This window comes from Pseudomonas sp. VI4.1 (assembly GCF_002029345.1).
In the GTDB taxonomy this organism is placed as follows: Bacteria; Pseudomonadota; Gammaproteobacteria; order Pseudomonadales; family Pseudomonadaceae; genus Aquipseudomonas.
Window position 1 is genome coordinate 96,246 of sequence record NZ_MULM01000179.1, and the last position, 12,339, is coordinate 108,584.

General features: G+C 56.2%; 12 protein-coding genes. 8 read left to right on the forward strand and 4 right to left on the reverse strand.

What is annotated here, in order from left to right:
- Positions 1 to 261: 261 nt before the first annotated feature.
- On the reverse strand, positions 262 to 897 hold the full coding sequence (locus BZ163_RS28010; RefSeq protein ID WP_128873604.1) for a transmembrane anchor protein: 636 nt from the start codon (positions 895 to 897) through the stop codon (positions 262 to 264).
- Positions 898 to 909: 12 nt separating this feature from the next.
- Complete coding sequence (locus BZ163_RS28015) at positions 910 to 1,647, reverse strand: HupE/UreJ family protein (protein ID WP_128873605.1); 738 nt, start codon at positions 1,645 to 1,647, stop codon at positions 910 to 912.
- Between the two features lie 512 nt (positions 1,648 to 2,159).
- Between BZ163_RS28015 and BZ163_RS28025 the strand changes: the two genes are divergently transcribed.
- The 7 genes from BZ163_RS28025 to BZ163_RS28055 all read left to right on the forward strand — a co-directional run bounded on the left by BZ163_RS28025 (position 2,160) and on the right by BZ163_RS28055 (position 10,552).
- Entirely contained in the window at positions 2,160 to 2,459 is a 300-nt protein-coding gene (locus BZ163_RS28025; protein ID WP_069557030.1) for a metal-sensing transcriptional repressor, read from the forward strand.
- A 7-nt stretch (positions 2,460 to 2,466) separates the two neighbouring features.
- On the forward strand, positions 2,467 to 3,603 hold the full coding sequence (locus tag BZ163_RS28030; RefSeq protein WP_128873607.1) for a nickel/cobalt efflux protein RcnA: 1,137 nt from the start codon (positions 2,467 to 2,469) through the stop codon (positions 3,601 to 3,603).
- Positions 3,604 to 3,868: 265 nt separating this feature from the next.
- Entirely contained in the window at positions 3,869 to 4,210 is a 342-nt protein-coding gene (locus BZ163_RS28035; protein ID WP_128873608.1) for a hypothetical protein, read from the forward strand.
- A 102-nt stretch (positions 4,211 to 4,312) separates the two neighbouring features.
- A complete protein-coding gene (locus tag BZ163_RS28040) occupies positions 4,313 to 5,569 on the forward strand; it encodes a TolC family protein (RefSeq protein ID WP_128873609.1) in 1,257 nt (418 codons plus the stop codon).
- Positions 5,566 to 7,050: an efflux RND transporter periplasmic adaptor subunit gene (locus tag BZ163_RS28045; protein ID WP_128873610.1), complete on the forward strand. Its 1,485-nt coding sequence runs from the start codon at positions 5,566 to 5,568 to the stop codon at positions 7,048 to 7,050. The genes BZ163_RS28040 and BZ163_RS28045 overlap by 4 nt, the downstream gene beginning before the upstream one ends.
- A complete protein-coding gene (locus tag BZ163_RS28050; protein ID WP_128873611.1) occupies positions 7,047 to 10,205 on the forward strand; it encodes an efflux RND transporter permease subunit in 3,159 nt (1,052 codons plus the stop codon). Before BZ163_RS28045 ends, BZ163_RS28050 begins: the two co-directional genes overlap by 4 nt.
- Positions 10,202 to 10,552 (forward strand): copper-binding protein, encoded by a 351-nt coding sequence (locus BZ163_RS28055; protein WP_128873612.1) that lies wholly within the window; start codon positions 10,202 to 10,204, stop codon positions 10,550 to 10,552. Before BZ163_RS28050 ends, BZ163_RS28055 begins: the two co-directional genes overlap by 4 nt.
- A gap of 218 nt (positions 10,553 to 10,770) precedes the next feature.
- Here the strand turns inward: BZ163_RS28055 and BZ163_RS28060 are convergent, their stop codons facing one another.
- Positions 10,771 to 11,073, reverse strand: a complete 303-nt coding sequence (locus tag BZ163_RS28060; RefSeq protein WP_128873613.1) for a hypothetical protein — start codon at positions 11,071 to 11,073, stop codon at positions 10,771 to 10,773.
- A gap of 235 nt (positions 11,074 to 11,308) precedes the next feature.
- Here BZ163_RS28060 and BZ163_RS28065 point away from each other — a divergent pair, with 235 nt between their 5' ends.
- Positions 11,309 to 11,722 carry a response regulator gene (locus BZ163_RS28065; protein WP_128873614.1) on the forward strand — a complete coding sequence of 138 codons (414 nt, stop codon included), beginning with the start codon at positions 11,309 to 11,311 and terminating at the stop codon, positions 11,720 to 11,722.
- A gap of 253 nt (positions 11,723 to 11,975) precedes the next feature.
- Here BZ163_RS28065 and BZ163_RS28070 read toward each other — a convergent pair whose 3' ends face one another.
- Positions 11,976 to 12,236 (reverse strand): hypothetical protein, encoded by a 261-nt coding sequence (locus tag BZ163_RS28070; protein ID WP_128873615.1) that lies wholly within the window; start codon positions 12,234 to 12,236, stop codon positions 11,976 to 11,978.
- Between the last annotated feature and the right edge of the window lie 103 nt (positions 12,237 to 12,339).

Genomic DNA, 12,339 nt, shown 5'->3' on the forward strand with positions numbered 1-12,339 from the left:
AACAAACAAGACCGCAAATGCGGCCCTGTTTCATCCAGCGACCTACTCGTGCGAGTGCCCGTGCTCAGCGCTTTCGGAGGTAGTGCCTTTTTCACCACCGCATGCCGTCATCAGGCCAAGGAAGCATATTAGGAGCATCGAACGGATCAATGTTGTTGGGGTTTTCATTGGAAGACTCTCCAAAAATGGATGAAATTAAATGGCCTGTGGTCAGGCTGAACTCTGTATTTGTGGCCGTAGAGCAGCCATCGCTGCTTCGGATTACTGTTTGACGCTCAAGTAATCACCGGTCGTTTTCAGTGAGATGGTCACGTCGTTGTTGCTGCGATTACGCCAAAACCAACCGTGGGTGCCGTCAAAAATGGCGGTGAATTCACCTTTGTCACTTTTGACTTGCTTGCCCTTGGTGTAGCTGTGGAAGTAACCCTTTTCAGCGTTGTAGGGCTCGCCATGGGTGTCGTAGTTCACAGGCCCACCAGCCGCTGTCCATTCATAGCTGACGGTTTTGTTCTTCAACATTTCCAGCTTGATTTCTGTCCCTTCACCTGGCTTGAGCGTGACGGTCATTTGATCTGTCTTGAAAGCAGGGTCAGGTGTCGCCACCGGCTGGGCAGCAGGTTTCGCAGTAGGTTGGACTTGTGCGACCTGCGGAGCTGGAGCTGCTGGTTGCGCTGGCGCGGCATCCGCCAAAGCTTCCTGGGCAAGGATGATCTTCAGTTCGCCCATCTGGGTCAGACCCAGTGCGCGGCCCACACCCGTAGGATCAACGGCATATTCCGAAGGCATGACAACGGTGACCAACAGGCCAACCGCAGTCAGCAGTGCAATGACAGTCGAACGCACCAGTTTGCGAGTGCTGGGCAATTCATTAACAGTTGGAAGCAGAGTATTGAACATGGTCAGAACTCCTTACGCGGAGACAAACAGGCCGGTGATCTGGTAACCCATCAGGAGGAAGCCGGCACTCATCATGGCGACGTTGGCGGTATAGGCGTGGCGCCAGAAACTGCCGGTGCGCCGCCAATATCCCATCAGAATGAGAATCGCGCTGAGGGCCAGCAATTGGCCAATTTCGACACCGACGTTAAAGGCGATGAGGTTCGGAATCAGGCCGTCAGGTGAGATCTCATACTCCTGGATCTTCGTCGCCAGACCAAAACCGTGGAGCAAGCCGAAGATCAGCGTGGCCACCTTGGTATTAGGTTGGAAACCGAACCAGCGCTGGAACGCGCCCAGGTTGTCGAGCGCCTTGTACACCACCGAAAAACCAATGATGGCGTCGATGATGTAGGAGCTGATGCTGATCTCGGACAGCACGCCCAGCAGCAGCGTGATTGAGTGGCCTACAGCGAATAGCGTGACGTAGAGCCCCACGTCTTTCAGGCGGTAGAGAAAGAAGATCACTCCGAACAAAAACAGCAGGTGGTCGTAGCCCGTCATCATGTGCTTGGCGCCCATATAGATGAAGGGCAACAACATGACGCCGGAGCTTTCCTGGATGAACCCCTTGTCACCTTCCGCGACGGCATGAGCCATCGCCTCGGGCATTGCGAGGAAAAGTGCCGCGACAAATAAAAACAACAGCAGTAGCAGGCGACGCGAAGGCGCAGTAAATGCGTCAACGCCGCTCATCGAGTGCGAATGCATAGATCAATCCTACGTTGCAGGGATCAAAGGCCGCAGTACGGCCATGGTCAGGATGCGAACGAAGGACGGGGTGGACGCTCGATCAAGAAAATCGGCGGACGAGGAACGGAATAGGATGGGGCTTCGAGTCGCATGGACAGCTTCGGCTGCGCAGACAAAGTCAACGCAGAACTGAGCTGTGGCGTTTCGTGTTGGTGGTCAGGGGTCAACGGGGAGTGATAGTGATCCGAACAGCTCGCACACAACATCTCGGCTTGCTCTTCATGGGAGTGATGAGCGTCTTGCGCAATCTCCCAGGCCGGCTGTTTCGACATCACTGACAACGTATAGGTATGCCCGGCCCAGGCCACAAACATGGCGAGAGCAAGCGCGATTACCACCGTCGTTGTCAGTGTTCTGCTGAACATAGCGTTCGGGTTTCAACTCGTTTTGTAGGGCCTTGATGCGTTTGACCCATCCTCCTAGGGGGGATAGGATGCCAGCGTAATTCATTGAGGCCTGAGGCTCAAGTCATGAGTGAGCACGAACACGAACACAGCCACCCCCACACCCACCAAAGTCACGAGGCGATCATTAAACGCCTCAAACGGGCGGACGGCCATTTACGCGGCATCATCACCATGATCGAAGAGGGTCGTCAGTGCGTGGACATCGCTCAGCAGCTGCATGCGGTTGAAAAAGCTGTGTGCCAAGCCAAGCGCACCCTCATTCAGGATCACATCGATCACTGCCTGGAGGACACCGTCTCGGCGTTGAACAATGGTGAGCGCGCACCACTGGAAGCCTTCAAGCAAATCACCAAATACCTCTAGGTCTGACATGCCCAACTTCGCTGAACTGCTACAACAAGGCGGGGCTCACGCCTGGCTGTATTTTCCGAGCGCTATCTTGCTCGGCGCCTTGCATGGCCTTGAGCCCGGACATTCAAAAACTATGATGGCGGCCTTCATCGTGGCCATCCGTGGCTCGGTAAAACAGGCTGTTTTGTTGGGTTTGGCCGCGACGCTGTCGCACACCGCAGTGGTGTGGTTGGTCGCCATGGGCGGCATGTACCTGGGCAAAGGCCTGGATGCTCAAACCACTGAGCCGTACTTCCAGCTTGCGTCCTCTGCACTGATCATCGTGATTGCGCTTTGGATGCTGTGGCGTACCTGGCGCGGTGAGCAGATGTTCAAGTTCGAGCAAGGTGATGACCACCACCACGGTTCGCATGACCATGGTCATCATGATGAAACTCATCGAATCGATACCGGCCACGGGCGCATCGAACTGTCGATTTTTGAAGTAGGTATGCCACCGCATTGGCGCCTGAAGACAATGACCGGACATGCCTGGGCTGCCTCAGATGTTCACCTGATGACTACCCGTCCAGACGGCAGCACCCAATCGTTCTCTTTCGTCGAGCGCGAAGGCATCCTGGAGTCGGCAGTCGATATCCCGGAACCTCATGAGTTCAGTGCTCGCTTGAGTCTTGGGCATTCGGGCCACTCCCATGATTATGATCTGGACTACCAGGAGCATGATCACGGGCATGCGCATTCCGAACTGGAAGGTCTGGAGTTGTCGATTGACGGCTATCAGGATGCGCACGAGCGCGCACATGCCAACGATATCCGTAAACGCTTCACCAACCGCGAGGTCACCACGGGCCAGATCGTCGTGTTCGGTTTGACGGGCGGTTTGATTCCTTGTCCGGCTGCCATCACCGTTCTGTTGCTGTGTCTTCAGGTTAAAGAAGTGGCGCTGGGTGGCATGCTCGTCCTGTGCTTCAGCATCGGCTTGGCCCTTACCTTAGTCACGGTCGGTGCTGCGGCAGCCATCGGTGCTAAACAGGCCTCCAATCGCTGGCCGTGGCTGGGCACCGTGGCTCGTCGTGCGCCGTACCTGTCCAGCGTATTGATCATCGGTGTTGGCCTCTATGTAGGTTTCCATGGCTGGATGGGACTGACCGCATAACGAGGCGCTGAGAACTAGATAGAGCCATCGAGACCAAACAAGGAACGACTAACACCGCCACTAATGCAAAAACCCCAGTTCCGATCTGGGCCTCAGTGCAAGCAGCCTCCTGACATCTGTGGAGGCCAGTTAAAGGACTATTTGTTACACGTAATGCTGACTTAATTGTTGTTATGTCTTATCGCCTACGTCAGATTTAGACGACAGGTTGTTGATGACACGTGCCCAATTGTAAGAGCCATTTTCAGCGACTAGACTCCAGACCATGAAACGCTATCTGCGGTTTTGCATCATCTTCATGATCAGCTTGGCGCTTCCCCTCAGCGGGATGGCGGGCGTTCAGGCACCGACAGAACCGTGCCCAATGAAGACGATGGGCATGGCGATGATGGACGGCATGGAAATGGACTGCTGCAACGACATGAAAAGCCCTTCCGAGCACGGCAAGCCTTGCAAGCCGGGACAGGAGTGCAAGACGGGTGGCATGCTGCAAGTCTCAATCTTCAAGCCTCCTGTAACTGTGTTCAGTCCAGTAGTCCTTACTTTCATCAGCGATTCCCTACCTGTACAGACCCCGTCCGGGGTATGGCGACCACCCCGCGTTTGATCCCTGTCCAACATTGAGCCTCATTCCGCATTTAGCGGGATGGACTAACTGCGCGCATGTCTTTTTTGCCGCGTGCAAAGAATGATTACAGGAATCGTAAACATGAACTCCAAGTGCAATTGCACAGGCTGGTCTCTTGTGGCCGGCTTGGCGGCAAGCATGCTGGCATTGCCGAGTTTCGCTGCCGCCTTGACGCTCGATGAAGCGTTGCGGCTGGCCGAAAACAATGCCCCGTCGCTGACCGCACAAGACGCGAAAGTTCAGGCTGCCAGCAGTGCAGCCATCCCTGCTGGTGAATTACCTGATCCCAAGCTCCTGCTGGGCGTACAGAACTACCCCATTGGCGGCCCGGATCGTTGGAGCATCGACCAGGACTTCATGACCATGCAGATGGTCGGGGTCAGGCAGGAGATGCCCAACAGCGACAAGCGCAAAGCGCGCATTGAAGTCGCCGATGCAGCCATTGATCGCGCCGCTGCGGAGCGTCGAGTCGAACGTCTGAAGGTGCGCCAGTCCACGGCGTTGGCTTGGATCAGCAGCTACTCGGTTGAGCGCAAAAATGCGCTATTCCAGGACTTCTACAAAGAAAACCGCCTGCTGAGCGATACCGTTCGGGCCCAGATTGCCGGTGGCCGCGCTCAACCCGCCGACGCGGTGACGCCCAAACAGGAAGCGGCTCAGTTGGCGGAGCAACAGGACGATCTGATTCTCCAGAGGGCGCAAGCCCGAGCCGCCCTCAAGCGCTGGATTGGCTCCGCCGCCAATGACAAGCCTATGGGCAGCTTGCCGGAGTGGCCCGTCGATACTTCAAGCTACTCCCATAGACTGCAACACCATCCCGAGTTGGCAGCGTTTGCGCCGATGACCCGCGAAGCGCAAGCCAAGGTTCGTGAAGCCGTGTCGGAGAAACAGTCCGACTGGAGCTGGGAACTGGATTACCAGCACCGTGGCCGTGAGTTTGGCGACATGGTCAGCGTGCAGTTTTCCTGGGATCTGCCACTGTTTCCTGACTCTCGCCAAAACCCCAAAATCGCGGCCAAACAGGCTGAACTCAGCCAGCTTGAGGCCGAGCGCGAAGCCCTGTCACGCGAGCACACTCAGCAACTGGAAAACGAACTGGCTGACTATGAGCGCCTGAATCGTGCCGTGCGCCGAAACCAGGAAAGCTTGCTGCCGTTGGCCAAGGAAAAGGTCGAACTCACCATGGCCAGTTACCGTGCCGGCAAAGGCGATTTAAACGCCGTTGTTACCGCCCGACGTGAGCTTATCGAGGCCCGACTGAAACAGATCGACGTGGAAGAGCAGCGAGCGCTGACCAGTGCGCGTCTTTATTTTGCTTATGGGGAGTCCAGCCAATGAACCTCAAAAAATGGAATGGGGCATTGCTGGTGGGCATCTCGTTGGCATTGGGTGTTGCCGGTGGTTACTGGTTCGCGCATCAGCGCATGAGCGGAGTACCAGTTACCACCCCGGAGCAGAGCCTCAATTCCCCGGACGAACGCAAAGCCCTGTATTGGTACGACCCCATGTACCCGCAGCAAAAGTTCGACAAGCCGGGAAAATCTCCCTTCATGGACATGCAACTGGTTCCTCAGTACGCCGCTGGCGTAGGGGATCATGCGACCGTCAGTATCGATCCAAGTCTGACCCAGAATCTCGGTCTGCGTTTTGCAACTGTCACCCGTGGGATCTTTGATTCCAGTCTCGACGTCACAGGAGTCTTGGGATTCAACGAGCGCGATGTCGCGGTGATTCAGGCCCGCACCACTGGCTTTGTGGAGAGGGTCTATGCCCACGCTCCTGGCGATGTACTCAAAGCCAACGCGGCGTTGGCGGATATCCTGGTGCCCGAGTGGGCAGCCGCCCAGACAGAGTTCCTTGCGCTGAAGCGCAATGGGGATGCTGACCTGTTGGCTGCGGCCCGCCAGCGACTGCGGCTCACAGGGATGCCGGCAACACTGATTACTCAGGTAGAGCGTGGTGGTAAGGTTCAGCCTTACCTGACGCTCACCAGCCCTATTGGTGGTGTGCTGCAAGAATTGAATGTTCGTGCGGGTATGACCGTGGCGACTGGCGACACTCTGGCACGCGTCAATGGCTTGAGCAGTGTCTGGCTAGCCGTGGCCGTTCCAGAATCGGATTCCGGAGCTATCACTGTGGGGCATGCGGTCGAAGCGCGGCTGCCAGCCTTCCCAGGAATAACACTCAGTGGCAAGGTCGACGCGATTTTGCCCGAGACAAATCCGGACAGCCGCACCCTTCGGGTACGTGTGGAGTTACCCAATCCGGACGGGCGCCTCAGACCGGGTTTGACGGCGCAGGTACGCCTGAATCGTTCGACCGAGCAAAGTGTGTTGTGGGTGCCGAGTGAGGCGGTGATTCGCACTGGCCGACGAGCCCTGGTGATGCTCGCCGAAGACGCTGGCCGCTTCCGTCCCGTGGAGGTGCACCTCGGGCAGGAAAGCGATGGCAAAACGGCGATATTGAAGGGTCTGGAAGAAGGCCAGAAGGTGGTTACCTCTGGTCAGTTCCTGCTCGACTCGGAGGCCAGTCTTAAGGGCATTGTTGCAAGCTCGGAGGAACAGTCACCACCCAGCGCAGCAGCCTCCAGCTTTCATGAAGCGGATGGGCAGATCGTTGAGATCAACGATAAAGAAGTCACGCTTGCCCACGGCCCCTTCAAGACACTCGGCATGCCTGGCATGACGATGACTTTCCCACTCGCTAGTCCGGCGCTGATGCAGGGCCTCAATGCGGGTGACAAGGTTCGAATCGCGTTGAGCCTGACCGACGATGGCTTGCGTGTTGAACGCCTGGATAAATCGGGGAGCCAGCCATGATTGCTGCCCTGATTCGTTGGTCAGTGGCTAACCGATTCCTGGTGCTACTGGCGACACTGTTTGTCACCGCTTGGGGCATCTGGTCGGTGCAAAGCACGCCCATTGATGCGTTGCCAGACCTCTCCGATGTACAGGTGATTATCCGCACCCCTTATGCAGGACAAGCGCCGCAGATCGTCGAGAACCAGGTCACCTATCCGTTGGCCACCACCATGCTCTCGGTGCCGGGGGCCAAGACCGTGCGTGGTTATTCCTTCTTTGGCGATAGTTTTGTCTACGTGCTGTTCGAAGACGGCACTGACTTGTATTGGGCTCGCTCGCGGGTGTTGGAGTACCTGAGTCAGATACAAAGCCGTTTGCCGGCCAGCGCCAAGCCGGCGTTGGGGCCGGATGCGACGGGGGTGGGTTGGATCTATCAGTACGCACTGGTGGATCGCAGTGGCGGGCACGATTTGGCACAGCTCCGCGCTCTTCAGGACTGGTTCCTCAAGTTTGAACTCAAGACCCTGCCGAACGTTGCGGAAGTGGCCACCGTGGGTGGCATGGTCAAGCAGTACCAAGTGCAGCTCGATCCGCTGAAATTGGCCAGCCTCGGTATCACTCAGGCTGAGGTGACCGACGCCATCGGTAAGGCCAATCAGGAAACCGGTGGTGCCGTGCTGGAGATGGCGGAGACCGAGTTTATCGTGCGCGCTTCGGGCTATCTGAAGACGCTCAATGACTTCCGGGCGATCCCGCTTAAGTTGGGTGCGGGTGGTGTACCAGTGACCCTTGGCGATGTCGCAACGATCCAGTTGGGGCCGGAAATGCGGCGGGGCATTACCGAACTTGACGGCGAAGGCGAGACCGTCGGTGGCGTGGTGATTTTGCGCAGTGGCAAGAATGCTCGCGAGACCATTGCAGCGGTCAAGACTAAACTCGACGAACTGAAAAACAGTCTGCCGTCCGGGGTGGAAATCGTTACCACCTACGACCGCAGCAAGCTGATTGACCGCGCTGTTGAAAACCTCAGCCACAAGCTGATCGAAGAGTTCATTGTCGTCGCGTTGGTGTGTGGGATCTTCCTCTGGCACCTGCGCTCATCCCTGGTGGCGATCATCTCCCTGCCTGTTGGTGTATTGATTGCCTTCATCGTCATGCGCTACCAAGGCATCAACGCCAACATCATGTCCTTGGGCGGAATTGCCATCGCCATTGGCGCCATGGTCGATGCTGCCGTGGTGATGATCGAGAACGCCCACAAGAAGATTGAGGCATGGCACATGGCCAATCCGGGGGAAGAACTGAAGGGTGAACGTCATTGGCATGTAATGACCGAAGCGGCGGCAGAGGTAGGCCCCGCGCTGTTCTTCTGTTTGTTGATCATCACCCTGTCGTTCATTCCGGTGTTCACGCTGGAAGCACAGGAAGGACGGTTGTTCGGCCCTTTGGCTTTCACCAAGACCTACGCCATGGCGGCAGCGGCGGGATTGTCAGTGACCTTGGTGCCAGTGCTGATGGGCTACTGGATTCGAGGACGAATTCCCAGTGAACATCAGAACCCGTTGAACCGGTGGTTGATTCGGATCTATCAGCCAGCCCTGGACGCAGTCTTGCGTCGACCAAAGATCACGCTGCTGGTGGCGCTATTGGTTATTGTCAGTGCGCTATGGCCAATGTCTCGCTTGGGTGGCGAGTTTCTCCCCCCGTTGGACGAGGGTGACCTGCTCTATATGCCTTCAGCTCTACCGGGATTGTCGGCGCAGAAAGCGGCACAACTGCTGCAACAGACTGACCGTCTGATCAAGACCGTGCCTGAAGTCGAACACGTCTTCGGCAAAGCGGGGCGCGCTGAAACCGCCACCGACCCTGCACCGCTGGAGATGTTCGAAACCACCATTCAATTCAAGCCGCACGAGCAATGGCGTCCAGGCATGACCCAGGAAAAGTTGGTCGAAGAACTGGATCGAGTGGTACGAGTCCCTGGGCTGACGAATATCTGGATACCACCGATTCGCAACCGTATCGACATGCTGGCTACGGGTATCAAAAGTCCAATTGGGGTGAAGGTTGCCGGCACCAACCTGGCGGAGATCGATGCCGCTACTCAGGCGGTCGAGCGGGTGGCCAAGGATGTGCCCGGTGTCAGTTCGGCTCTGGCTGAGCGACTGACCGGTGGCCGCTATATCGACGTTGATATCGACCGCAAGGCCGCCGCCCGCTACGGACTGAATGTCGCCGATGTGCAGTCCATTGTGGCCGGCGCTATCGGCGGTGAAAACGTCGGGGAGACCATTGAAGGGCTTGCACGCTTCCCGATCAACGTCCGTTACCCCCGTGAGTGGCGTGACTCGCTCGGCGCCCTGGAGCAGTTGCCAATCTACACCCCGCTAGGCAGCCAAATCACCCTTGGCACGGTGGCGAAGATCAAGGTCAGCGACGGGCCGCCGATGCTCAAGAGCGAAAACGCAAGGCCTTCAGGCTGGGTGTATATCGACGTGCGAGGGCGGGACATTGCCTCGGTTGTCGCCGACCTGCGTCGGGTCGTTAATGAACAGGTCAAGCTGCAGCCAGGCATGAGCCTGAGCTACTCAGGACAGTTCGAGTTTCTCGAAAGGGCCAACGCACGCCTCAAACTGGTAGTACCTGCCACGCTGTTGATCATCTTCGTGCTGCTCTATCTGACTTTCGCCCGCTTCGATGAGGCGCTATTGATCATGGCCACTCTGCCATTCGCACTGACCGGTGGAGCATGGTTCCTCTATCTATTGGGATTCAACCTGTCGGTCGCCACCGGAGTCGGCTTTATCGCCTTAGCCGGGGTTTCTGCCGAGTTCGGCGTGATCATGCTGCTCTACCTGAAGAACGCTTGGGCCGAACGTGAAGACGTCGGCGACAGCACTGAGCGCGGACTGGTTGCGGCGATTCGTGAAGGTGCTGTGCAGCGAGTTCGGCCCAAGGCGATGACCGTGGCCGTCATTATTGCCGGCCTGTTACCTATCTTGCTTGGCAGCGGGACTGGAAGCGAAGTGATGAGCCGCATCGCCGCGCCCATGGTCGGCGGCATGGTCACAGCACCCTTGCTTTCCCTTTTTGTTATTCCGGCAGCCTATCGCCTGATGCGTCGCCGGCACCTCTCAGTTGAACCCGTCAAACCTGAAGGAAAAGTCGTATGAAACTGACTCTGATTGCAGTTGCAAGCACCGTATTAGCGCTATCACTTTCTGCCTATGCGGAGGACATGCCGGGCATGAAAATGGACGGTATGGAGGGCATGCAGATGGAGCAGAAAACAAAACAGGCTCAAGTCGCAAACACCGAGGGAACGATCAAGGCTATCGATACTAAGAAGCATACGGTGACCATCTCCCACGGAGCTGTTCCAGCCGTGCAATGGCCGCCTATGACCATGGCTTTTTCGATAACGGAGGATCAGCTGACAGGGCTGGCGGTCGGAGACCGTGTCTCGTTTTCCTTTCGGCTAGAGGGTGGCAAAGCCGCAATCGTCTCCATTAAAAAATGAGACTGTAATGATGAAAGTTACCGGTACGCACTGACGCGCCGGTTTTTACCGTCTACGCGGTATAAGACTTGCTACCACTATCGGTCGATAGGTATCTATCGGGAGAGACAACTATCGACCCATGCGGACGTATATGCATCATGGCATGGTGTGAGTTCTTCACTTGTTATCCACGCGATGTTGAAAAAGAAAAATGCTACCGGCTTCGGGGGCCAGGACTACCCAACGTTGGGGATGGCTGGCTCCAACAGGGTGGCCATGATCATCATCAGGTTCACGCCCTGCATCAACTCCGTGATCGCCGCCAGGCTGCCTGTCTGCATAAGTGCCAGCAGCATCACATGGGGTGATGCGGATGCCAGGTAATCCAGAAGATCCATGTCCTGCTTAAGGCTCTGCGCAATGCCCATCACCGTCATCAATGCCGATGTAGCCACTGAGCCTGCTGCTAGCGCTGTCAACACCATCGCAGGCGCTGCTAGTACAGTCATCCAAATGGTCACTGCCGTGTCCAACGTCATGAATCACCTCGTTTCTCGATTTCCCCCATCTCCCTGTAAATGCAAGGCATGAGCCAATGACTGAAATCTCAGCGAGAACATTGAGTCTTGGAAGTTTTACGAGTCCTCACACGGCATGAAACGAATCAGGGCATCACGATGGCTAGGGTTCGTAGTCTCAATCAAAAAATAACGCCTACACTGAAAAAATCTATTTGCTTGGCATGGAAATGAGCCGAGACGAAGGAACCGGCGCATGAAAAAAACCCAATGGGAAAAACTCTCACCCCTGACAGGGTGGGTAATCGTCGTGGAAGACGACCCTACGTTGCGCATGTTAATCGGGGAGGTTTTGACCGAACTGGGTCTACGTTCGCTGGAATTTTCAACTGCCGATGAGGCTATGAGGTACATGTCGGGATCGCATGGCGGTTGTCCCTTGGTGATCGTGGATCACGGCCTGCCCGGTCAGATACAAGGCGCAGAATTTATTGAGATGATGAAGCTTAAATGGCCCTCGACCGCGTCAATTCTCACATCCGGTTACGACCTGAATCTCTCGATGGTACCCGCTGGGACGATTTACCTTCACAAACCCTGGTCTATACATGATCTGGAACTGGCCGTAATAACCCTATTTAAACCTGGTAGAGCTCTCGCAGAAAGATGATTCGCAGGCGTTACCAATGGACGAGAAGTCTTCATCGCTTTATTTCTAATGTTGGTCATTTTGTGGACACGGCCACTGTAGGGACGGTGTATTGGCTTCTGTAGATTTGCAACAAGGTATCCAACGAGATAAGTCGCGAAATGCGGTGATGCCCTCTAGGCCAGCAGGTCTTGAAGTTGGTCGTTTGTCGACGACGCGTAATGGCCGATTGAAGACTGCCGCGAAGGTCAGCCATTCACCTAGAGATGGTTTGTCATACGTCGATCTGCAGTTCTAAATCACCATTTTCCAACAGACGCGTGTCAGCGACCGTGCCAGTCAAGTGTTGGCCTGGAGAAGTGAAAATGGTCAAGGAATGTGCCTTGTGCAAGTCATCTGGAACTGGCGATAGCACCTGCACCTGAAAAGCACCGGGCGTGATGGGCGTAATGACGACAGTGCATTCAACGCTTTTCGCAATCGGGCCCAGTAGGGTGTCACGCATGTAATTCAAACGTGCGGCGATAGTCGTCATGGCGATGTCCTTGTAACGTAACGGGACGTGGGCCCTCGGTTTCGGCCCTTATCCGCTAGACGAAACGTGTGCCATTGGAGTTCAACGCGAAGGCTCAATGGAG